The 24,320-nt window shown below is 52.4% G+C and carries 21 protein-coding genes; 17 read left to right on the forward strand and 4 right to left on the reverse strand.

Annotated elements, in window-relative coordinates:
- Position 1: 1 nt before the first annotated feature.
- Complete coding sequence (locus QA596_02095) at positions 2-682, reverse strand: L,D-transpeptidase (GenBank protein MDG5766240.1); 681 nt, start codon at positions 680-682, stop codon at positions 2-4.
- 140 nt (positions 683-822) lie between these two features.
- On the opposite strand from QA596_02095, the gene QA596_02100 reads away from it, so the two are divergent.
- Positions 823-1,503, forward strand: a complete 681-nt coding sequence (locus QA596_02100; GenBank protein ID MDG5766241.1) for a SagB/ThcOx family dehydrogenase — start codon at positions 823-825, stop codon at positions 1,501-1,503.
- Between the two features lie 235 nt (positions 1,504-1,738).
- Positions 1,739-2,338 carry a peroxiredoxin gene (locus tag QA596_02105; GenBank protein ID MDG5766242.1) on the forward strand — a complete coding sequence of 200 codons (600 nt, stop codon included), beginning with the start codon at positions 1,739-1,741 and terminating at the stop codon, positions 2,336-2,338.
- Here the strand turns inward: QA596_02105 and QA596_02110 are convergent.
- Complete coding sequence (locus tag QA596_02110; protein ID MDG5766243.1) at positions 2,319-2,798, reverse strand: hypothetical protein; 480 nt, start codon at positions 2,796-2,798, stop codon at positions 2,319-2,321. The genes QA596_02105 and QA596_02110 overlap by 20 nt on opposite strands.
- A 533-nt stretch (positions 2,799-3,331) precedes the next feature.
- On the opposite strand from QA596_02110, the gene QA596_02115 reads away from it, so the two are divergent.
- Together QA596_02115 and QA596_02120 are read left to right on the forward strand one after the other, a co-directional pair.
- Positions 3,332-3,790, forward strand: a complete 459-nt coding sequence (locus QA596_02115) for an FKBP-type peptidyl-prolyl cis-trans isomerase (GenBank protein ID MDG5766244.1) — start codon at positions 3,332-3,334, stop codon at positions 3,788-3,790.
- Positions 3,791-3,876: 86 nt separating this feature from the next.
- The gene (locus tag QA596_02120; GenBank protein ID MDG5766245.1) at positions 3,877-5,394 is read left to right on the forward strand and encodes a cryptochrome/photolyase family protein; all 1,518 of its coding nucleotides are present in this window, start codon (positions 3,877-3,879) and stop codon (positions 5,392-5,394) included.
- On the opposite strand, the gene QA596_02125 is transcribed toward QA596_02120, so the two are convergent.
- Together QA596_02125 and QA596_02130 are read right to left on the reverse strand one after the other, a co-directional pair.
- Complete coding sequence (locus tag QA596_02125) at positions 5,388-6,290, reverse strand: alpha/beta fold hydrolase (protein MDG5766246.1); 903 nt, start codon at positions 6,288-6,290, stop codon at positions 5,388-5,390. The two genes, QA596_02120 and QA596_02125, sit on opposite strands and share 7 nt — an antisense overlap.
- A 49-nt stretch (positions 6,291-6,339) precedes the next feature.
- On the reverse strand, positions 6,340-7,278 hold the full coding sequence (locus tag QA596_02130; GenBank protein ID MDG5766247.1) for a Brp/Blh family beta-carotene 15,15'-dioxygenase: 939 nt from the start codon (positions 7,276-7,278) through the stop codon (positions 6,340-6,342).
- 301 nt (positions 7,279-7,579) lie between these two features.
- Between QA596_02130 and QA596_02135 the strand changes: the two genes are divergently transcribed.
- From QA596_02135 to QA596_02195, 13 genes are all read left to right on the forward strand, one after another.
- Entirely contained in the window at positions 7,580-8,443 is an 864-nt protein-coding gene (locus tag QA596_02135) for a bacteriorhodopsin (protein ID MDG5766248.1), read from the forward strand.
- Positions 8,444-8,818: 375 nt separating this feature from the next.
- Positions 8,819-9,232, forward strand: coding sequence for a hypothetical protein (locus QA596_02140; GenBank protein ID MDG5766249.1), 414 nt, complete (start codon positions 8,819-8,821; stop codon positions 9,230-9,232).
- Positions 9,171-10,766, forward strand: a complete 1,596-nt coding sequence (locus QA596_02145; protein ID MDG5766250.1) for a FecR domain-containing protein — start codon at positions 9,171-9,173, stop codon at positions 10,764-10,766. The genes QA596_02140 and QA596_02145 overlap by 62 nt, the downstream gene beginning before the upstream one ends.
- A 285-nt stretch (positions 10,767-11,051) precedes the next feature.
- On the forward strand, positions 11,052-11,363 hold the full coding sequence (locus tag QA596_02150; protein MDG5766251.1) for a hypothetical protein: 312 nt from the start codon (positions 11,052-11,054) through the stop codon (positions 11,361-11,363).
- Between the two features lie 492 nt (positions 11,364-11,855).
- Positions 11,856-12,317, forward strand: a complete 462-nt coding sequence (locus QA596_02155; protein ID MDG5766252.1) for a hypothetical protein — start codon at positions 11,856-11,858, stop codon at positions 12,315-12,317.
- A gap of 80 nt (positions 12,318-12,397) precedes the next feature.
- Positions 12,398-14,644, forward strand: a complete 2,247-nt coding sequence (locus tag QA596_02160) for a TonB-dependent receptor (protein MDG5766253.1) — start codon at positions 12,398-12,400, stop codon at positions 14,642-14,644.
- 128 nt (positions 14,645-14,772) lie between these two features.
- Positions 14,773-15,684 (forward strand): NTP transferase domain-containing protein, encoded by a 912-nt coding sequence (locus QA596_02165; GenBank protein MDG5766254.1) that lies wholly within the window; start codon positions 14,773-14,775, stop codon positions 15,682-15,684.
- Between the two features lie 126 nt (positions 15,685-15,810).
- Positions 15,811-17,286 (forward strand): CDP-glycerol glycerophosphotransferase family protein, encoded by a 1,476-nt coding sequence (locus QA596_02170; GenBank protein ID MDG5766255.1) that lies wholly within the window; start codon positions 15,811-15,813, stop codon positions 17,284-17,286.
- A 203-nt stretch (positions 17,287-17,489) separates the two neighbouring features.
- Positions 17,490-18,233, forward strand: coding sequence for a sulfite exporter TauE/SafE family protein (locus QA596_02175; protein MDG5766256.1), 744 nt, complete (start codon positions 17,490-17,492; stop codon positions 18,231-18,233).
- 219 nt (positions 18,234-18,452) lie between these two features.
- Positions 18,453-19,880: a HAMP domain-containing sensor histidine kinase gene (locus QA596_02180; protein MDG5766257.1), complete on the forward strand. Its 1,428-nt coding sequence runs from the start codon at positions 18,453-18,455 to the stop codon at positions 19,878-19,880.
- 787 nt (positions 19,881-20,667) lie between these two features.
- Positions 20,668-22,374, forward strand: a complete 1,707-nt coding sequence (locus QA596_02185; GenBank protein ID MDG5766258.1) for a DUF4874 domain-containing protein — start codon at positions 20,668-20,670, stop codon at positions 22,372-22,374.
- 357 nt (positions 22,375-22,731) lie between these two features.
- Positions 22,732-23,103 carry a co-chaperone GroES family protein gene (locus QA596_02190; protein MDG5766259.1) on the forward strand — a complete coding sequence of 124 codons (372 nt, stop codon included), beginning with the start codon at positions 22,732-22,734 and terminating at the stop codon, positions 23,101-23,103.
- 199 nt (positions 23,104-23,302) lie between these two features.
- Entirely contained in the window at positions 23,303-24,295 is a 993-nt protein-coding gene (locus tag QA596_02195; GenBank protein ID MDG5766260.1) for a 2-hydroxyacid dehydrogenase, read from the forward strand.
- Positions 24,296-24,320 lie beyond the last annotated feature (25 nt).

Raw genomic sequence — 24,320 nt, forward strand, 5'->3', positions numbered from 1 at the left:
TTCAATAGACATAGATCGGCACCGGCTCCGGCAGCTGAAACCGGACATTGGTAAAGCGGTCGCGGCGAATGTTTTCAAACCATTCCTCGTCACGTTCGATACCGGAATATTCCATAATCTGGCGTGCCAGTTTCATGGCTGTTTCGTTGCTTACGCGAATGGATCCGTGTGAGACCGCCTTGCCGATCGAGGAGGGATCGATGGTGCCGTGGATGGAACGGGGTGCATCGTAGACAAGCTGTGCCCGTCCCATCGGATTGTCCGGATCTCCGGGGGCCATGATCGCGAAGTTCCTTGCCCATTCCTGATCCGGGGGATGCCACCAGGGGTTCCAGACGACCTGGTGTATCCCCCATTGGCCCCTGCGGGTCGGCCACTCCGGTTTTCCAACGGCAACCGGATACGTAGCCACCACTTTATCCTCACTGACAACATACAGTTCCCGCATCCTGATGCTCACTTCTATCCGAAGATCGGTAAACTTCGGTTTCTCAATGGCAGGAAGCTCCACCGGGAAAAAAGGCAGATAGGAAGCCGTATCCGGGCTGCCGGGTGGCGTCTCACTGAGAGCATCCACCGAAACCCCCGTGGTCAGGGTGGTATCCACACCCCCATAGCCTGACGACGGCCACAAGAGCAGTAAAAGGAGCCCTGAAATAAAGGTTACAGACAGCAATCTCATCAACAGGGGAATTATTACAATTATTACCCGGGAGGTTAACCGGTCGAAGTACACAAAAAATTAAAAAAATCCACTTATGTTGCAATTATATGGGATCAAGCGGCATCATAACAACATTTCCCGCAAAAAAAGGAGGAGCCATGAATGTCTGTCTTCTTATACCGCTCATTCTGATGATATCCTGTGCTGTCAAGGACACCCATGAACCCGGCAATGGAGACGGGATACTGTCTCTCCCGGCCCCCGACACCCGCGGAGAGATCTCCGTTGAACAGACCCTGGAGCAGCGCCGGTCTGTGCGCGACTTTCCGGACACTCCCCTGAGCAAGGCGGAGATCGGTCAACTTGCCTGGGCCGCCCAGGGGATCACCGATGAGGCGAGAGGTTACCGGACCGCCCCATCGGCCGGTGCCACCTTTCCAGCCGAAATCTATCTGGCCGTGGCCGGCAGTCCGGACATTCCTACGGGGCTGTACCGGTACCACAGCAGCAATCACACACTTGAGTTGATTGACGGGGAGGATGTTCGTCCCGACCTGCACGCTGCGGCCCTTCATCAGGATGCCATCCTGAATGCACCGGTGGTGATGATCATAACCGGAGTCATGGAGCGCATCGAACCACGGTACGGGGATCGCGCACATCGCTTCATGCTTCAGGAATCGGGGCACATCGCTCAGAATGTTTATCTCCAGGGAGTGGCACGAAACATCGGCACGGTGGTTATCGGTGCCTTTGACGATGAGGGAATCAGGCGAGTGCTTGGTTTCGGACAGGGCGAATATCCGCTGTATATCATGCCCCTGGGAAAAATGGAATAATATTTCCGGCGGACAATACCCGAATCTGTTCCAACATATCAACTGCAGCACCGGAAGAGAGCCCGGAGCAGGCAGTGCGCTCATTATACGGGTTGCAAAGAAATAATTCTGATGTTTTGAAACGATTTGCGGCCAGAGTCCGGTTTATCAACCAGATGTCGGGACGGCCGCTCTTTGCAAAGGCTGCCCCCGAGAAACCCACAGCTGACTAACAGTCAAATTTACGGGTATAAACATGAAAATCGGACGAACTAAATCCATTACCGCGACATGCCTCTTCATGGCAGTTGTGGCTGCGACAGGAGCAACTATGACATCACACGCGCAAAACACCCCTCTCAATATCGGAGACCCCGCCCCGGAATTCCAGGGCACAAACCACGAAGGCGAAACATGGAAAAGCAGCGATCACAAGGGCGAGATTCTCGTGGTCTTCTTTTTTCCGGCGGCCATGACCGGCGGGTGCACCGCCCAGGCCTGCAGTTTCCGTGACAACCGTACCCGGCTCACCGAACTGGGGGCCGAAGTCGTGGGCATCAGTGGCGACCGGGTCGAAGGTCTGGAAATTTTCAGGCGTGCCCATAACCTTAACTTCCCCCTGGTTTCCGACTCGGAAGGCCGCATCGCAGGGGCGTTTGGCGTACCTGTGCGTGACGGCGGAACCTTCATCGCTGAAGTGGACGGCGAGCAAAAAGAGCTGGTTCGCGATTTGACCACCGCACGATGGACCTTCGTAATTGACAAAGACGGTAACATCGCTCACGTCGATACCGAGGTGGATGCCGAGGGCGACAGCGAAGCGGTGATCGCCGCCATCAGGAAGATGGAGAGCTGACGCCGGCGTGCTTCAGGCACAGCATGAGTACCAGGCCGTAGACAAGATGCATGATGAAGCCTGCCAGCAAGATACGTCCCGGAACCCATGTATCCGTGTAGAACAATCCAACGGTGTCGCCGGCGGCCAGGGCTACCAATGGCGAAAGTATCAGTCCCGCCACCACGGAAATAATTACTCCGTAAATCACTCCCTGAAAAAACCAGTGCAACGGTATGCGTTGATGCAAGTAGACCACCCATACCAATGCCATGAGTATGCCTCCCATGAAATAGGCGGCATTCCCCCACACGATGTTGTAGGGCTGATTCAGATGAACATGGTTAAAGCTGCCCTCAATAATATACCCGATGTCCAGGACGGGCAGGCCCAGCCCTCCAAGAAGAAAAGCGGTCATGGACATCACAAACGTGGCGATGAAACCGGAAACAATCGTACGGTAAAAAGTGCTTGAACTCATTATTCAGGAATCTATATGGTGGGTGGTTTTCTGGCATTCCCGACAGTGACACGCTTCGAAAGCCGTCGGCAATCAACTGCGCCGATTCTTTACTATACATTTCGGGCAAAAACAGCGGCCCGGGTCGGTTCTGAACATGCAATTCCCGTTCGGAACTGAGCCCTTATCTGATTATTTCCAACATGTTAGCCAATTCACAAGCTACTCCGATCCGGCCCAATAAAGCAAACGGTTTCTGCAGACATTGGAACCCGGGCACTGCTGCAATCTTTGTCTTCGCAGTGCGAAATCGGCAGTTGCATCCATGCCGGACATCTCCTAAAATTCGGTATGGAGCGGTTCGACACATCTAGATTTTATCACTACCTTGTCCATAACCGCCGGAGGTCACGGTATATAACAACGGGTTCATACGTAAAGGAATGTGGCCTGAAGGAAATAAGGCGGCAATACGATCAAGTTTCCATACCTTTTCCCCTGCCGGCACGTTGAGCACCTGAAAACAACTTACCCAAATGACATCTCCCGGATTTATGAAACACCTGCCACTTATTTTACTGGCCCTTGCCCTGGGGCTCACTTCCTGCCTGGACAACCCCTCGATGGATCTGGATAACGAAGACGATATCGCGTTTCTCGAGGAAAACGCTCAAAGAGAGGGGGTCACCGTAACTGACAGCGGACTTCAGTACCGGGTCATCGAGGAAGGCGAGGGGGAATCGCCAGAGCTGGGATCCGAAGTCAGAGTTCATTTTATCGGCACACTCATTGACGGCCAGGTATTCGACAGCACCTATGAAGACGATGAACCCATTCAGTTTTTTGTCCGTGAAACGATACCGGGATTTGCTGAAGGTCTTACGCTGATGAATGAGGGTGCCGTTTACGAACTGGTCATTCCCGCCGAACTGGCTTACGGAAATTTCCAGGTGGGCGTGATTCATCCCGGTGCCACCCTGATCGTCGAATTGGAACTCCTTGAAATCCTGTGACCCTTTCGGTGCAGATTCCCGATAAATAGAAACAAGTCAATACCGGGAGCCGAAAGTGCCATATACTGATGCCCGGTCTGCCGGTTATGGAAAGAGAAAAATCCGCTGAAAACAAACCTGCAAACGGTCGCACTGGGCTGGTTTTTCCTCATCAGCTTTTTGAAAACTCTCCCCTCCCTGACCGCTGCGAAACTCTGTATCTGATTGAGGAGCACCTGTTTTTCAACCAGTACCCGTTTCACAAGCAAAAAATCGCATTTCATCGGGCTAGCATGAAAGCCTACGAAGCCTGGCTGCATCAAAACGGTTATCAGACGGTGTATGTGGAGGCAATGCAAGCACAGGCGGATATCCGGAAGCTGATCGCAAAACTGCACGGCCGGGGGGTGTCCCACATTGAATATATCGACCCTGTCGACCAGTGGCTGGAACAGAGAATACAGGAAAGTGCCGACAGGGCAGAAATTAGTCTGCGGAAACATGAAAGTCCGCTTTTTTATAATACCGAATCGGAAATTCGGGAGTATTTCGCAGGCAAAAAAAGAATGTACCAGACCAGTTTCTACAAGGACCAGCGGCTGAAGCGCAACATCCTCATGGACAAGGATGGAAAGCCGTCAGGTGGCAGCTGGACCTACGACGCCCTGAACCGTCTCAAATATCCGAAATCCAGGAAGCCGCCGGAAGTTTCGGCCCCTCCCTGTAATGATTTTTACCAGGAAGCGGCATCATACACGGAATCGTATTTCGGGGATAATTACGGATCTCTCTCCTCCAGCTTCCGTTACCCCTGCACCTTCGAGGAGAGTAAGACATGGTTGCAGAATTTCCTGCAGGAGCGGTTCAGAGAGTTCGGCCCCTACGAAGATGCGATCGTAGCAGACGAGGTTTTCCTGCATCACAGCGTGCTGAGTCCATTGCTGAATACAGGTCTGCTTCATCCGGAGTACGTGATAACCCAGGCTCTCGCTCATGCGGAGGAGCATTCCATCCCGGTTGAATCGCTGGAGGGATTCATTCGCCAGGTGATTGGCTGGAGAGAGTTTATCAGGGCGGTTTACCTGTTGAAGGGAACCGGGGAGCGAACGAGAAACTTCTGGGGCTTCCGGCGAAAAATTCCAAATTCGTTCTGGACCGGGAAAACGGGTATTGAGCCGCTGGACCTGACCATAGGAAAGGTCCAGTCCTACGGATATGCCCACCATATCGAGCGGTTGATGGTGATCGGCAGTTTCATGCTGCTCTGTGAGTTCGATCCCGATGAAGTCTACCGCTGGTTTATGGAGATGTTCGTGGATTCCTACGATTGGGTGATGGTGCCCAATGTCTACGGTATGAGCCAGTTTGCCGATGGCGGATTGATGGCCACCAAACCCTACATCAGCGGCAGCAATTACCTGATGAAGATGAGCAACTTCAGGAAAGGTGAATGGCAGAAAACCTGGGACGGACTCTTCTGGAGATTTCTACATGTACACCGTGATGTTTTTCAAGCCAATCCGAGGCTGAAGATGCTGGTGACCACATTCGACAGAATGTCCCGCGAGAAACGCGATGCTCATCTTAAGAACGCGGAAGCGTATCTGCAATCATTGGATCAGTAACCTCCGGCGGATACCCCGGGTTTCCGAAAAAAGCTGTGCAGCGCCTCGGCGTATCGGTCATTATTCGGCAGATCGTTGTGTCCTCCTTCCGGAATTAAAACCTTGCGTTTTGAAGCAGAACCCGAAGCCTCGTAGAGTGCAGTTGCCATGCGGACGGGTGTAATCTCATCGCTCTCCCCGGCAATGATGAGCATGGGCGCACGGATACTCGCAACCCTTTGCATGTTGTCCTCCTGCGCCAAAACGGGATCGACATCAAACCTGATAAATGGTCTCAGTAAAAAGGGAACAAGTTTGCCGGTCCAGTCGGAAACATTAGAGATCGGGCTCTCCAGTACATAGCCGCTGACCTGCTTCCGCTCCGCTAACCAGCCCGCCAGCAGGGAACCCATAGAATGGCCGTGAATAAAGATCGGATACGCTTTTTTATGACGCATTCCATCGGTGGTATCAGTGACGGAATCACCGGTCACAGGCAAACGCTTATTCGCAGCAACCTCGAACGCGGCCAGGACATCCTTTTTCAACCCCTCTACCGACGGCGTTCCACTGCTCATTCCATAGCCCCTGTAGTCAAGCAGCATAAGGTTCACACCCGCCCTTGCATAAGCTTCGATTAGCGGCCGTGACTTCACCATTAGAAATCCGTTGCCACCCATATAGAGTACCGTGGCAGCGGCGTTCTCATGCTCCAGGAACCAGCTGTCGAGATGCTCTCCATCGCTGGTTATCAGGCTTTGTTCATGCAGTGTATATTCCGGCACATTAAAACGCTCGGGAGTGATGGTGCGGTGTGCATCGAAAGCACTCTCCTCCCTGATTTCGATGGTGTTGCAAGCCGACAGAAACACAGCCGCTATCACTGCGGCAACGGTGTACCAGTTGTTGTTTATCATAAGTGAGCAGGTTGTATTGTCAATGTGACGTCAAATGGTAAACGGTGTTTTATAAAACCGTGCCCGGCTCCTGCTGCCGGTACATCCGGTCAACGATCGCCATGTGCGGAAGTGTAAGTACACTGATCAGGATAAGCATGAGGGCGACAAACCTGTCATCCATCGCAAAAACGTGGACCACCCCGACAAGTACGCCCAGAGCTATAAAAGAGATGAGTGTGTGGGGAGTCGCCGCTTTGTAAAACGCCGGAAGCGGCATGGCCACCTTGTGCCTGTGGAGATACCGCTGCATCTCCATGATGTGCCCTGTCGAGTGCCATAGAGCAAAATAGACGGCAAATCCAACGATGGGGCCAGTCACAATAAAGACGACACCTACCAGCAGACTGTCATACAGGAAATGGCGTCTCCTCGCAAGCCGGCCGGTTGCGGCAGCGTACCCGAAAACAAGGGCGTATGCAGCAAAGAGCAGTGGAATAACCAGACCGGCCTCGGGAACAGCCGATGAAACAGACGCAGGCTCCAAACCTGTAGCTTGCGCGATAATCGCGAAACTGACACGGGTATCCGTAAAAACTATCAGTCCCACCACGAATAAACCACGCATGACATACCATAAGGAGTGGCGGGCTTCCGGTGAAAGAAAATCTTCCATGTCGGCCTGGCCAAAGTGGTAGACCGACATTATTAAAAAGAACATCAGCCCGGCAACCGGATGAATCAGCCAGACGGCCACCACAATGAGCATCAGGCCCAGGTACAGGGCATTAAACCAGAACTTGCGGCGCCAGGAATCGCTCAACCGGAACATTTTCCCGGCGATGATGTGATCAATGGCACCGTGTGGGATCCCGACCACCACGACCGCGAGCAAAAGAATCCAGTAACTCCAGGCCAGGGCCGTTTCGGGGAACAGGATTTCGAACAAAATGGCAGCTAAGCTGACTGAAAGGGTCAGACGAACAGCCGACGGGGATGAATGCCTCATGGAAATTTCAGGTGTGATGTGCCCGAAACAGTTGTACAGCTATTTCGAAGTCATCTATACCGAATTCACGCCAAAATCATTCCCGAATGCCTGGAATTATACTGCAGGGAACAGCGCCTTCACTCCTTGCCGGAAGAGGGTTTCTTTTTAAAAAAAAGGCCATGTCATTGCCGGGGAATTGAATGCAAAAAAACAGGCAACTGCCAAAAAAAAATTCATGTGGAAAACAAACTTTTTCCCCAAATCCTCGGTTTTGGGGCTCATCCAGAAGATCCATAACCTTAACATATACGGAGTTTACATGGAAAATCTTTACTCGCTGGGTAATGCCACCTTTGAAAACTACGTGGGCATTACTTCCGGCTATACCGAGATGGCTTACCAGATGTCGGCACATGTACTGACGGTTGGTTTTGCCATCATGCTTGCGGCATTGCTTTACTTTGTGCTGACCATGAAGACCGTAGCTCCGAAATACCGGATATCATCCGTTCTTTCTGTAGTGGTGATGGTCTCCGCGTTTCTGTTGCTCATGATTCAGCAGCAAAACTGGACCAATGCCTTTGTGTTCGACTCTGAAACCGGACGCTATTTTCTGGGATCGGAAACCGATCAGTTCAACAACGGGTACCGTTACCTTAACTGGCTTATTGATGTACCGATGCTGCTGTTCCAGATCCTTTTCGTCGTATCCCTGACGCGAAGTTCGTTCAGTTCAGTACGAAACCAGTTCTGGTTCTCCGGCACGCTGATGATTCTTACAGGCTATGTAGGCCAGTATTACGAGTACACCAACCCGACACTCTTCTTTATCTGGGGCTTTGTCTCCACAATTTTCTTTGTACACATTCTTTATGTCATGAAAAATGTGATAACCGAAGGAAAAGAGGGTGCCCCGCCCAAAGTGCAGCGTTATCTGGGGATTATCTGGGGACTCTTTCTGTTTTCCTGGATGCTCTATCCCGGAGCGTATCTGATGCCCTATCTGTTCAGTATGGGGCTGGAACCCTCGCTGAACGAAGCCGCCGTCGTTGGCCGTCATATCACATACACGATCGCAGATGTCAGTTCCAAGGTTATCTACGGAATCCTGCTCACTCTCACGGCCCAGGAGATGAGTAAGGCTGATGGATACGACTACGAGTCACTAACTACCACCAGTTAGGTTTTTCACCCTGTACGGGTGTTGAAACAGCATTAAGAGTAACATGTCCCGCGGAAAACCCCTGAGTTACGGTCTTCCGTGGGATTTTTTTTTGCCCGGATACTGTTGCCACAGGCGCTCATCGCCGACAAACTTCCTGGCGGAATCATAACTTTTTTGCCCGCGTACTTTCACTGCACCCCGGTTCCCGCCACCAAACCCCGGCACAAACACCCGATCCGGGCTTGACCCATTGCCCCCTGTGGCCGGGCCACCTTTTACCTTGCAAGAGATTCTGCGAGATATGCTTGACAATGCATATAGTTTTCTGCAAGGTACAATAAGGACGAGTTATCATTTGAAGGTAAGAGAGGATCTCAAAAAATTATTGGGGCTATGAAACCATCCAAATGCATTACTGCCATATTTCTGATTATTCTCGTTTCAAGTTCACTATCACAGGCTGCCGGGGACACAGGGGAATTTGAAGTGTCCGGCATTTTGCATGATGCCAGGGAAGCCGCTCCCATTGTCAACAAACCGGTGGCCCTCTACCATGATTCCGGCGAACAGCTGGCGGCGGCAGCAACTGACAGTGAAGGATCTTTTTCCCTGGTTTATGAGTATGAGGCCGTCTCTGCTGAACCGGGTGGCATCTCCGACATCCCGCCTGAATTTCGTCTGGGTTCATCTTATCCCAATCCCTTCAATCCCAAAACCACTTTCCCCCTTCGAGGCAACCGGTTCTTTGCAAGCCGACATTATACTCTACGACATTCTCGGACGGGAAGTCACCAGAACCTCTTCTGAATTCCAGGCGGGAAGGAATGAAATCCAGGTTACCCTTGGCAGTGGCCTGGCGCAGGGCCAGTACCTGCTGCATGTTCGGGCAAATGCGTTTTCAGAAACCCGGCCAATGACGTTTATCAGTACAGGCAGGGGCCAGAGCCACACTGCTATCAGGGTTGCTGCCGCCGGAACACCCTCCGGATCGGTCACCGGAAAAACAGATGGAACAAGTGACACATCACCAGAAGGTAGCGGAAAAATGCCCCTGGAAGATGACAATCTCCTGCTTGTAATCGAAGAGTGCGAACACTACCCGGGCAAAGAGCTGACTATCTCGGCCGGACTGGACCATGATGCCGGCACCATTGCACTCCCAAGAAAAAAAACATATTGGCAGGGCTGGATCAGCGGTCAGGGCAAAATGAGTATCGAAGGCGTAGCGGAGTTTACCTCAGAATTTTCGATGGATATCACCAATGCCGCGGTTAGTACCAATCCATGGTTTGAAGAGCAAAAGAGCTTTGACGGCTGGGCAACCGCATACTATCAGAAACCTGGCTATACGTTTATTGACCCGGATTTAGCGCAATTCACACGTCATTACGACGTCAAAACCCCCAGCAGGTCCGGTGAGATAGAGGGACGGTTACACTGGAGCGAGGTCTGGAGAGAACTGGATTCATACTGGGGTCTGAAGTATGCTGATGTGCGTCCTGTCATCACCCATTGGGCCTGTCACCCCATAATTGGATGCACCGATCCAAAAGGCGACTGGGAGAGCTCCATTCTGGCCTTCGATGGAGGGACTTTTTCACAGAATACGGTGGGATTCCCCTTCCAGGTAAGTGCAATGCCGCTTGACTTTATCATCGATGGTGACCGAATGCCGGTACAGCTGCCGGAAGAGTTCCACGAGGTCAGCGTGGATATCGAAAGCATACTGGATGCCGGTGATGTGCCGGAGCTATATCTGCCAATACTCTTGGAATTCGAGGATGAAAGTGTCGAGCTCTCCTACACGGTCGAGGGAAAGCTGTATCGTGTGCACTGGGAAACAGACGAAATGGAGCCCGGAAAAGTGATTGAAACCGATAAACATACCCGGAAAAAAATTGAACACGAAGTGGAAGATCCGGATGCCATGGACCCGATGGAACGATTCGAGCTGTTTCTGGACGCCCAGACAGAAATTGAAATGCTCACCAAAGGGCCCGAACCGGAGGCTACCCATCTGGAACTCTTCAGAGGCAAATTGAGAGCTAAAATATCCGATCATAAAGGTCCGTTTCGTGTCCTCACTCCAACTGCTGTATACGGTGTAAGAGGAACCGACTTCCTGGTGGAGGTGCATGGAGACAGTGCTACGACGGTCATCGTTTTGGATGGCGAGGTCGAAGTCTCAAGCAGCGACGGATCGGGGACGGTGATATTGGAAGCATACGAAAAGACGGTGGTAAAAAAAGGCGATCATCCGAATGAACCTGAAACCATCGATGAGATCCCGGCCATCCGAAGATGGTGGGAACAGGCTGATGTTTCTCACCGTTACAACTGATTAACGATTTTCAGCATTGAATCATAGTGAAATAGCCACCGCCATGACTATCCAGAGGAGCATGGTCCTGATAGAAAATGCTCCTGCATCACTACTAAAGTCATGAGCGCGGGAACACCCACCCGTAACCGTTTTGTTAAACGGCTCTCATGCGTTTTGCTGTCAGCCAACCACTTTTTGCCCGCTGATTTTATGAAAGAAAGTTGCACTTACTCTTTGATCCTCCGCGAAGATATTGTAATTTAGGAAGCGTAAACTGTCGGACTGTACCTCTTGCAAGGACGAATGAACCGAACACCGGACACTCATAAAACGCTTCTCGCCGCTTTAGCGATTGCCTTCGCGTCAACGGCATCGGCCGTGCACGTACATGATATCATTACGTGCGTGCATTCTACTCCCGCGGTAGTCCAGAGTATGCACGACATCCATGATTGTGCTTTCTGCTGGATGGTCTATCAGAATGTCACGGTGGATAAGGTAGTTACCGTGACCCCGCTCACCGTTTGGGACACATTGCACCAGGAGCGTCCGACCGCCCCCGTCACTCCTTACTCCGCACACCGATACGGCCGGGCACCGCCTGCTTCCGCCTGAAACCGGTGATCCCGGCTCTGCTTTCCGGCTCCACCCGTAATCGGTGAACTCATCCGGGCTGAAGTCTCGTGACACGTTCACATGCACTTCCTGCCCCGTATTTTCGGAATCCGCTGTAATCCCTCAACACCATTTCAGCCGGATTATCTGTTCCACGGCTCCTGCAGTTTCCATTCCCCGATTATCGATGGTAAAGGCCGGAAACCTGCCGGTACATCGGGCTGCAACTGCCCCTGCCGACGGTAACCGGAGACCCTGTTCGCAGCTGGTGACCGCTATTGGCTCGGCCGTTTTTTCATTCCGGATAATTCCGGATTGCAAAATCAATCCGGATGAAGCAGCCGATCACAAACCGGTCTCACATGCCAAATCACGCTACAGAATATTGGGCATGCCGCTGTTACAGACGAAAAACACTAAAGCTGACACCGGCCGGCCCGACCCGAATTTCAGAAGTAATCGTTGTAATCCTCATCATAAATAACGGATACCATGACTCACAAGATTTCTCTCTCCACCCTGATTTTGACTTTAACGACAACATTACTCTTGCTCAACGCCTGCAGTGACGGGCACGACCACCATTACGCTCCTATTGGTATCGTTCTGTCTGTCGACGGAGACATGCTCGCCTCCCAGGAACAGCACACCATCACCTATGCCGACGGCGAAGCCATCTCCATCCCGGCCGGTGCTACCACCGAAACCATAACCGTGCAGTTTTTGTCGGACGACAGCACTCCTTTTACCCCTGAGCATAGTGGCTATTCACTCCGATACGATATCGAAAACACCGACATCCTGGAGGTGGCTCATCCCGTGGACAATAACTCCTGGGCGCTTCGATTGACCGGAAGCCAGGCCGGAACCACCACCATTCAGTTTGAATTGTGGCACGACGGGCATTCCGATTTCACATCGGCAGCATTTCAGGTGGCCGTTCACGAAGAATAGAAGTGGCAACATAGCAAAACAGCATTAACTCCCGCCCGGCAGATTTCATCCAAAAAACATAAGCATATATCATCCACTTCATGCGCACAACTGCACTACTGATAGCGCTGCTCCTGCTTCCCTCACTGGCCTTCTCTTCGGCCCTGAAAGTGGTTTCCCTGAACGGGCGTGTCCTGGACGGTGAAACCGGGGAGCCGGTGGCTTATGTCTATCTTCACCTGGAGGAGATCAACCGCGTCGCCACATCGGGCCGCGACGGCCGGTTTCAGCTCAACAACATCCCGGAGGGGAGCTATACCCTGGCCCTGCACCGGATCGGATATTACGACCAGAAGCGCTCCATCACAGTGGATCCGGATGATACTTCCGAGCTGGATATAACCCTGCAGCCTGCAACGCTGAGCATCGGCTCCATAGAGATCACCGGACAGCCCGGAGAATACCGTGGCTCTCACCTGGAAAATGCCTCCATTACCGTACTGGGACTGGAGCTTCGCAAAAACCTCGGCAGCACGCTGTCCGAGACCCTGTCCGACCAGCCCGGCTTTGCCCAACGGGCGATGGGTGCGGCTCCGGCGCGACCCGTGCTGCGCGGCCTCGGCGATTCGCGAGTGCTCATCCTGCAGGATGGGGAACGGACCGGCGACATGTCTCATACTACCGCCGATCATGCCGTAACCATCGATCCGATTACGGCCAATGAAATCGAAATCGCGAGGGGCCCTGCGGCCCTGGCCTACGGTTCCAATGCCATCGGCGGAGTGATCAATGTTGTGCGCGACCAGATTCCCACATCCCGTCAGTCTTCACCTACCGGCGCCGCCTCTCTCATGGGTTCGAGCGTGAACAACGGGCTGACCGGCTCCGGCAACATCGCCCTGCCGGTGCATGATGACCTGATGCTAAACCTCGACCTGAACGCACGGTATGGCGAAGACTACCGCACTCCGGACGGCAAAGTGGACAACACCTTCAACCGGTCCACCAACAGTGCCGCAGCCCTAAGTTACATCCGGCCATGGGGATACAGCGGACTGGCGGTATCCACCTACCTGAGCCGGTACGGCATCCCGCCCGATCCCGGCGGCGGGCATCCGGATGGCGTGGAAATAGAAATGGCACGCCTGCAGGCCGAGTCACGGTCGGAGTTCGTTTTCGAAGACCGGTTTTTCAAATCCATGGAAAGCCGGGTATCCTACCGCTATTACAACCACAAAGAGTTTGAATCGGCGGATATCATAGGCACCGAATATACCGCCCATACCTTCAACGCCTCGGTCGTGGGGCGCCACAAGGGAATCGGCTTTCTTGACGACGGCACCATCGGAGCCTGGGGCGAGTTTCAGGACTACCTTGTCCTGGACCGTGGCACGCTTGATGCCAACGGCTTTTCCGGCGCCCTGTTCGCCATCCAGGGGACTCGTTTCGGGCCATGGAAAATCGACTTCGGACTCCGTTTCGACTTCCATCATGCGCGACCCACTCCCGAGCGAAACAGCCTGGTTATCGGTGAGATTCGCCGGCGCACTTTCGCGGCCCTGGCCTCATCCGCGTCCGTATCCTATGACCTCGGCCGGGGCTGGCAGACGGGCGCTTCGTTCCTCCACTCTTTCCGGGCACCCACCATGGACGAGCTCTACTCCCTCGGGCCCCATCTCGCCGTCTACTCCTTCGAGATCGGCAATCCGGAACTGGACGCCGAACGGGGCCTCGCCAGCGAACTGTTTGTCTCCCGGCGGGACAGCCGCTCGCGCCTCAAGGCATCCGTCTACCGGAATGACTTTTTCAACTATATCTACCCGCGCAACACCGGGAGGCCCAGCTATGTAAATCCGAACCTCATTGAGTACAAGTTTGAAGGGGTGGAAGCACTGATGTACGGAGCCGAGGCTGTCGCTGAAGTGAAACTGGCACAGAATTTCTCGATCGACGGCATGCTCAGCTATACGTTCGGAGAACGCCGGGTGGATGACGACGAAACGGAAATCACCGGCTTTGAAGGATCGACAGCTCCGTTACCGATGATACCGCCGCTGAGTGGCTCCATCGGTGTTACCTGGGCTCCCGGCAAGCTGACACTGGGCGGACGGCTTCGGCATTCCACAGCCCAGGATCGTCTGGGCGAATTCGAAACCCGAACACCCGCTCACACGGTAGCCGGTGTGAGCGCGCAATACCTGTTCACACGGGGCGATCTGCTGCACACGGTGTCGTTGCGCGTGGACAACCTGCTGAACGAGGAGTACCATAACCACCTCTCCAGGATAAAAGAGCTGTATCCCGAGCCCGGCCGCAGCTTCAATCTGCTCTACCGGGTCTACTTCTAACATGCGGTGCCATTTCGCAAAAACGCAGGATATACATCACTTCCGGACACATCATATGGTCCGATTGTACATGACATATTGAACCGATTTTTGCCTGACGGGGTTGGCAATCAAGGATACCGGGGATAATGAAAACAGATACATCCACCTCACACATTACTACGGCGCTGATACCGGCTGCGGGACAGGGTAAACGTTTGCATCCTCACACCATCAACCGGCCCAAATGCCTGATTGACGCAGGAGACAAGCCCCTGCTTGCGCACACCATAGAAGCGCTTGAAAAAAACGGGTACGAACGGCTGATTCTGATCACCGGTCATTGTCACCGGCAGGTGGATGCCTTTCTCGAACAATACAACACTACCCTGGATGTCCAGACAGTTTATAACGACCGCTACGATACCACCAACAACATTTACTCTGTATGGCTTGCCGGCTCATTGATCCGTGATGCCTTTTTGCTGCTTGAATCGGATCTGATTTTTGATGCCGGGGCCATCGCCACTATGAATCGCCCGAACCGTATCGCACTTGACCGATACAACCCCGGTAAACACACGGGAACAACCGCTGCCGTCACTTCCGACAACCGGCTGGCCGAACTCCATGTCGGCGGAATCGACATGGTGCAGGCTCACCGGAAGAACGGGCATATGCCGACTGCACCATGCCAGAATCCGCCAGGAAAATTCTCACACAGAGCCTCCCGGAAAGGCCTGTCATGCTCTAATCAATCCGAAAAGCCGACAGACCGCCATCATCATACGCTCTACAAGACGGTCAATATGTGCACCTTTTGCATTTCTACGTGGCATCGGTTACACCACGCGATTTCTTCACGGCTGGCTGCAGGCTATCAACATGACTTTTATGAACTGGCTGTCCGGGACCTTCTTATCGGCGGGGCTATTTCTCTGGAAATGGCTGATTTCTCCGGGCTCTGGTGGGATGAAATCGACTGCACCAATGATCTGGCACGCGTGGAAGCAAGACTCTCTGGAGCATCAAAGAAGGTGAGCCGGTATGAGGCCGGTTAAAGCGGCGGCATGTTCGTTACCCGGCGTCATGCCCGGTATGCCTCAGCGCCATACTGAGCGGTACCCCGGCGCATGTCCGCCGGTCGGCCACGATTGGATATCTGTCTCTGCACACGTGACTCACATATGAAAACACCCTATCCGATACAATGGCTTGCCGGACTGCTTTCGTGCTGCTTGCCCGGCGGATATGCAGCTGCAAGCAATTTCGAAAATCTGTACCGGAGCCCAGGCGCAACAGGAGCAGGACACCCCACCTCCAGACCAGATAACGACTGTGATTCACGCAGTTTTCAAAATGAGCCGGTTACGATCGTTCTTACCTCCTTTCATGGCGATGGCTACCGCGGCAACACCCGTGTTCTTTTTGAACGACTGTGTGATCACTCCACCCTGCAACCGGTTTGGCTCAGCCGGAACCGAAATCTGGTACAGGATCTGAAGAGACAATATGGCAACGAGTATGCCTGTATGACCCACTCCCTGGCGGGTATTCGCACCCTGAACCGGGCCTCCGCCGTATTCCTGACTCACGGCACAAGCGACTACCCCTTTATGAGGCTTCCGCGGCGGGCATTGATCATTCAAACCTATCACGGTCTCCCGACAAAACGAGGTGAATATCTTAGGCCCGGCAATGACGGTCCACCCGGTTTTCTGCACCGAAAGATTCTGGAGTACCGGTTCCGCCCGATCACCCATTTTCTCTCCTCCTCGCCACTGGTTACGGATCTGTTTTCCAGACGATTCAACATTCCCGCAGAACGCTTTCTTGAAACCGGCTATCCGGCTTATGACAGGCTGGCATCCCGTACCGAATGTCCCGCTATTGGTACAAACGCCGTCATCAATATAATCAATGGCTCCAATGATTCGGGAGCGGATGGAGTGAAACACATCAAACCCGGCATTCCGACGCCATCCCGCCGTTTCGCCGAATACTGGCCCGAAGCACCCCCATCAACCAGGCTGATTCTCTACGCACCAACCTTTCGCCGGCGCAGTCGAACACGCTGGTTCCCGTTTGAGGACCGGGACCTGACCGCCCTTGCCGCTTTCCTCGAACAGCATCGGGCGCTCATGGCACTCAGGGCTCATCCGAACGATCATACAGACCTGCGCGCATTGCTCAATGCCAGCCCGCGAATTGTCTCCGGCGGCCAGGAAATCGCCGAAGACGCAATGGATCTGCTGCCGGTGACCGATGCCATCATAACCGATTACAGCAGTATCTATCTGGAAGGGTTGATGCGTGACATTCCTCCGATATTTGTGCCCTATGATCTGGGAACCTATGAGCGAGGATGCCTCATGCCCTATGATGAGGTGACTCCGGGACCAAAGGTGTATCACCAGCATGATCTGCTGGCACATCTGAAAATGGCCCTTCAGAAAACCGATGGCCGGGAAAGTGAACGAAGCAGGGTAAGGCATCGGTACTTTGCCTCGCAATACGGTTCCACGCCCGATAACGACGGATCAGATGCCGACTCAACTGATCGCCTGCATGCCCGTTCTGAAGGCATTTTCAAAAAACCTGAATCCGCCTGTGATCGTGTTATCCGGTTTCTGGAAGAGCAATTGCTGCCTGCAAACTCCTGATGCCGGTGGTTTTTCACACTACCTTCAACACGCAACCGCACCAGTTTCCCTGGTAAGCCAGCGACACAGGCGATCCGGCGACACAGGCGATTTTGTCTCCATCATCCGGCGTGTGGATTTACAAAGTCTTATATTGCGGCGAATAAATGGCGCCGCACACCACTTTGGCAGCGCGCCGTTCTGTTACCGCAAACGCCTTGCCATTGGACATTTCCATTTTCCTGATTCTACCCGCCCTCGCGACCATAGCGTTTTTTGTCAAAGGGCTGACCGGTTTCGGCCCGGCGCTGATTTTTATTCCAGTCGGGGCATTGCTGTTCGCCCCGCAGCCGATCATTGTTGCCAGTTCCTTTCTGGACCTGGCCGCAGGCCTTATCATGTGGCGCACGGTGGGAAGTATCAGGAAAGTCCCTTTTCTTGCGGGAATCATTGGGGCGATGGCCGCCGGAACCGTCATCGGAGTGTTCCTGCTGACGTGGGTGCCGGCCGACACGTACCGCTTCTTGCTGGGACTTGTGGTGCTGTTGCTGGGTTTGTGGTTCGCGCTGTTCCGCTCCCGCATCCACCAGGATCGTCTTCGCAACCAACTGCCCGATACCTGTGACCGGAAAGATATCGGCTTCTCCACCCTGGCAGGGGTGCTCGGCGGCCTGTTCGGCATCAGCGGCCCTCCCATTCTCTGGCACCTTGGCAGACGGTTTCGAATGAACACCTTCCGGGATTTGCTTATCGTTGTATTCGTTTTCGCCGCCGTGGCGCGTATTGTCTCCTTCTCGGCCGCCGGACTGGTTACCACCGAATCCGCCCTGTACGCGGCCGCTTCCGCACCGGGCCTTTTTGCAGGCCTTTACCTGGGCCAAAAGGTTTTTTTGAGGATTGATGAAGCACTGTTCAGCCGTTCGGTTGGAGCAGTACTGGTGGTGTTCGCCTTTCTGTTAATGGTTTGAAAGCCGATATGGTGGAACACGGGATCGAGAAGTATTTGACCCGGCCATTACCTGATCCTGTTTATTTTCAACAACCTGCCCTGGAACAACCCATTTTTTTCAGGCGAAAGATTCATTCACCGAATTCATTATATTATCCTGCACTAATATTTGTTAAACGAACCCGATTAAAACCGGACGGTTCGGCACAACGAAAATTATTATTCAAAAGGGCACAGAGTGAGCAATCGAAGCAAACGTGAACATGGTTCCGGCGTTCTTTCGGCAACAAAATCCGATCTGCAGGCCGGGTGGCTGGAATGGCAGAATAAAGAGGCTTTACGCGGGATGACGTACAAGATGATCCCGCTTCTTGGCGTCCTGTTTCTGTTCATGTACACCGACATTGCGCTGCTCGACAATTACACCGTCTCGCTGATTCGACTCATACCCATAACCCTTGCCGGGTCGCTCCTGTTGTTCCACCTCGGCACACCGGCTTACCAAACCCAGAAACGATATCTGTACCACATACTGCTGGTGAGCCTGCTGATCATGATGTTTGCCAGGGTTATTCTGCTTGACGATGACCCGAACCTGGGGGGAAGCCTGGCCGGCCTGCTGCTTGTCGTACTGGTTTTATCGCTGGAACTGAGGACCAATATGGCCACGGCCATTGGGATCTACCTCATCCCTACCGTGCTATTCACCATTTTCGTTTTTTATCCGAAGAATGTGTGGGACATCAGCTATTTCAATATTTACCCCATGATGATTGCCGGTCTGCTCTTCAACATCATTCACCGACGGTACAACTACCGGACGTTTGAAAGCAAACACCTGCTCGCCATTGAGAAGCAGCGCGCTGAAGCCCTCTACCGTGAAACCAGGGAGCAAAACGAAGCTGTAAACCGGGCTTATCAAAAGCTGCGCGACTCCGAACAGTCACTCAAGGAGACTCTCAGGGCGCGTGACAAACTTATTTCGGTGATTGCCCATGACATTCGAAATCCGTTCCAGGCCATCATCGGTTACAGCGATATCATCAACTCCGATGCTCAAAACCTGAACCGGGAAGAAATTGCCGATTATGCCCAAATGATCTACAAATCCGGCCACAACACACTTGCCCTCATTGACAACCTGCTGAATTGGGTACGGGGACAGGCCGGAGATATTGCCGTGGAGCTGCGCCCCCATTCGCTGACGAAAATTCTCAGCGAAATAGTCGATATCATGAGCGTGCAGGCGAAGTCCAAAAAAATCCAAATTGATATCCGCGTGCCGCAGGATTTGACCATCGAAGCGGATTATGACACCATCTCCACGGTATTCCGAAATCTGCTTTCGAATGCCGTCAAATTCACACCTTCCGGTGGAGAAATCACCATGTCGTCCGAAAAGGCTCACGACCGGGAAGGCAAATTGACGTCCATATCCGTGAGCATCAAAGATTCCGGCAAGGGTTTTGCCGGTGACAGCCTGGATGACCTGATAGTCAACGGAAGTGTTATTTCACGCCAGGGCACAGAAAAGGAAAGAGGCACCGGGCTTGGCTTGCTGATCTGCCGAGATTTTGTCGAACGGAACAACGGCACACTTACAGCGCGAAATATTCCGGGTGAAGGATCCGAATTCACCGTTACGCTCCCGGTTCGGACAGAGTAAGCGAAATGCGATGTTAAAACGTCCTGATTATTTCGAAGCACACCATCGGGACATTCTGTGCGAAGATAGAGTCGGGGATTTCAGCTTTTCAATCCAAACACGGGCTTCAAAAATGCAACTCTTCGGATAGCCAATTCATACAACACTGAACATCCAGCGAAGGTCCCGGCAGCCATCACCAAAAACTTCCATCCCAGACTCCAGTTCAGGTTCATCACCTGACAGGCTATGATCAGCAGAATGGTTTGATGCATAATATAGAATGGGTAAACGGCCTGATTACAGTATTTCAAAACTGGTCCCATTTTGATTCAAATATTATCAAAAACACCAGCAGATAGGGAAGGAACCACAGATGATACCAGCTGATGTTGCCTTCAGGATAGCTTCCAGTGTTGGCCGTACCCATCCCGGAGAAAACAACAAAGAATCTGAAATCGGTAAATAAAGTTTTTGACTGAAAGCCGTTCCTGTCGGTTATTCGCCAGGCCCGGAATACCAGAAAGAAGAACGGTAGTGAAGAACATGTTCATGTCTGGTGCAAAATCGATGTGGTAGCATGCCTGTCCCCCCCTTGGCACACCTTCAAAAACCCCTAATCGTAATTATTTAACTTATATTTTATTATTATTATTTTCGTATAGGGTTCATTTGTGTAAAAATCCTTATGTTTTCTTATGATGTGTACCCCCGACTAATAAACAAATAGACAGCCGGCAAGTCCACGATGCTTAAGGGCAACAGAATGTTGGCTAATCACACCAACTAACAATCACTCTTGAAGAAAATGAAAAAAAATAGCTTTGTTGCTCTTTTCACTCCGCTGCTTTTCCTGTTTTTGGCCTTGCCGTTTACACTTCCGGCACAACTTGTTTATACGTACCAGGAGTCCGATGATATCATAGCCAATCCGGAAAGAGGCCTGCAGAAATACTCCATTACCAACAGCTCGTACTACACCAATACCGACTATTCCAACATTACTGTCTCCTCAATTGCGGGATGGAGAACCGGACCCGAAAAGGTCACTGTAATTTATCGTTACTTTCTGTTGGGTGACTACATGGAAACGGAGATTTCGGAGAATTACCTGGACAACATTCAAATTGATTTTGACAGGATCAGGGAAGCCGGATTGAAATGTCTGGTGCGTTTCTCATATACCAATCGGCAGTCCTCGGATCCGCAACAGCCTGTCAAGGAACTCATTTTGCAGCATATAGAACAACTTGCGCCCATTCTGGAGAAAAACAAAGACGTCATAGTCGCACATCAGGCCGGGTTTATCGGTACCTGGGGAGAGTGGTATTACACCAATTCTGCCGAGTTTGGAACAGATGGCAGTATCAGTGCAGCTCAATGGGAGAACAGAAAGGAGGTGGTGGATGCCATGCTGACCGCAACACCGTTGGATATCCCTGTACAGGTAAGGTATCCGCAGGTCAAGATCACGATGTACGGGTCGACTCCCCTGACAGAAGAGACGGCATATACCGACACGCCGCAGGCCCGTATTGGTTTCTACAATGATGCTTTCTTAAATGTTTGGGGCGACATGGGTACATACCGCAACGCCGGTCAGCACGGAAACCCGTCCGGGACCTCCGATTACAGTTTTCTCGCGAATGAAACCCGATATCTGCCGATGAGTGGTGAAACAAACGGGCTTAACCCGCCACGTACCGATGGTGAGAACGCGCTGCTGGAGATGGATATGACGAACTGGTCCATTATTAACCGTGACTACCATGGTGATGTGATCAATGGCTGGATAAATACCGGGCATTTGGAGACGATGCTGAAATACCTGGGGTATCGGTTTGTTCTCAGGCAAGCGACTTTTGCCCAGGCCGAAGAAGGGTTTGAAGTGACGCTGGATATTGAGAATACGGGATATGCGAGACCTTTCCGTGAGCGCAAGGCCTGGTTGATTGTTCGAAACCTGTTTACCAGTGATGAACAGGCATACGAAGTTCCCGGCGATGTTCGCACCTGGGAAGATGAGGTCCGTGTCGTGATACCGGTGGATGCTACTCTTCTTCCCGACGGCCTCTACGAAGTTCATTTGCATATGCCGGATCTGCTGCTGGAGGATCGCCCGGAATATGCCATCCGCCTGGCCAACGACCAGGTCTGGGATTCCGAGAAGGGTACCAATTTCCTGGGCATTATTGAAATTGCGGATTCCGGCCTGGAGGTATCGGCAGAATCAGAGGAAACATACCATCCTGACGGGATAAGACTTCACCAGAACTATGCCAACCCATTCAATCCGGCAACTACAGTTCGGTTTGAGTTGGATCAGCAAGGACCTGTCCGTTTAACAGTCCATGATTTGGCGGGAAGGCTGGTAACAGTACTGAAGGACGGTCATTTTCCGGCTGGAGAGCACCATGCTGTTTGGAATGCCTCGGATGTAAGCTCAGGCGTGTATGTGATACGTCTGAGTGCCGGTGGCGGAACCCGATCGATCCTGGCTAGCCTGATCAAGTAGCCAGACTCTGTTTTTCTTCAGCAAGTGATTGTCTTCGAATCGCTTCAACAATACATCCTGCTCTTCGGTACTTCACATCAGGTTTACTGAATTGAAACACCAAAACGGAGCAGGTGTATTCCTTTCGTATGAAGTGTGCCTCTGCGAGGGCATATAGATCGTGAATAATTCGCATACAGCCCGGTTCCATTCACTTTTATTTGCATAAAACCCTGTCGAAAGGTAACATAGGCAGAGATCCAGACCAGGCTGTGTTGATCCGGATTCAATGAAACTGCCGGTTGAACGACACGTGTCTGGAATTCCGGATAGTACTTCTTATGGAACCGACCAGCCGTATCAAGCGTTACCTGTATCATGATCCAGTCCTACCACAACGACACCGCAAAATTTGTCATCGTCGGCGACCGAGTGCTGCTGAAGCCGCGCGACATGGACAGCCGTACCGAATCAGGCCTGTTTCTTCCGCCTGGTGTGGGATCCAAAGAGAAGGTCCATAGCGGATATATCCTGAAAGTCGGACCGGGCTACCCCACCATGGCCGGACTTGACAGCGACGAACCCTGGAAACCGCAGACCGAAAAGGTACAGTATATCCCCCTGCAGGCACAGGAGGGTGACCTGGCGATCTACCTCAAGGAACATTCCCATGAAATTGAGTTCGGCAAGGAGCGCTATGTGATTATACCCCACTCGGCCATTTTGATGCTTATTCGGGATGAATTGTAAGCCCGTACTGTTTTCAACAGCGCCGATGAGATTCTAAACTACCACGGCAACCGGATCCATCGTTCAAACCAACCATAGAAACCGGAATTTCACCGATTACCCGGGTTGTTTCTGTGGACAGTCTTCTGCAATGATCCGGTTTCCCGACCCGCAAATCCAGCTGTTATTATCTGACCCAACCCCCTAATACAACCTCATCATGAACATTGCTTTTTTCACCGCCAAATCATACGACAAGTATTACTTTGATCACGAGCTTTCAAAGACAGATCACAAAATATCCTACTATGAAGACGAACTGAACACGGATACCGCCGTACTTGTCCGTGATTACGATGCCGTCTGCATTTTTGTCAACAACATGATTGACCGTGAAACGATTGAGATGATCGCCGATTTCGGAGTAAAGGTCATCGCCCTGCGATCCGCGGGATTTAACAACGTAGATCTCGAGGCGGCCGAGGAAGCCGGCCTTCAGGTTTTGCGTGTACCCGCCTATTCGCCTGACGCCGTTGCCGAGCATACCGTTGCCCTCATCCTTGGACTGAACCGTAAAACGCATAAAGCCTATAACCGCGTGCGAGAAAACAACTTCTCTCTTGAGGGACTTACCGGATTCACTATTCACGGCAAATCGGTGGGAGTAATTGGAACGGGAAAAATCGGAACCGCCTTCTGCCGGATCATGAAAGGGTTCGGCTGCACTATCAACGCCCACGACCCCCATGAAAACGAGGAGGTAACCGGTATGGGCGGAACATATATGGAGCTGGATGAGCTTCTCGCCAAAAGCAGCATCATATCGCTGCACTGTCCGCTGATGCCAGAAACCAAACACATCATCGACAAGCAGGCGATCGACAAGATGACCGGGAACCCCATGCTCATCAACACCAGCCGCGGGGCACTGATCAATACGGCCGATGTCATCGACGGGCTCAAGGAGAAAAAAATCGGTTCCCTGGGAATCGACGTCTATGAACAGGAAGAGAACCTGTTTTTCCGTGATCTTTCCGAGCAGGTGATACAGGATGATGAAATCGCCCGGCTTATGACCTTCCCCAACGTTCTCATTACCGGTCACCAGGCTTTTCTGACCCACGAGGCACTGGAAGAAATCGCCCGGATCACTTTGGATAACCTGACGCAATTTGAAAAGGGTCTGGAAGTGGAAAACCGGGTTCGAGCGTAGGCCCCATCCACAGATCACCTCACGC

The organism is Balneolales bacterium ANBcel1, from assembly GCA_029688905.1.
Taxonomy (GTDB): domain Bacteria; phylum Bacteroidota; class Rhodothermia; order Balneolales; family Natronogracilivirgulaceae; genus SLLW01.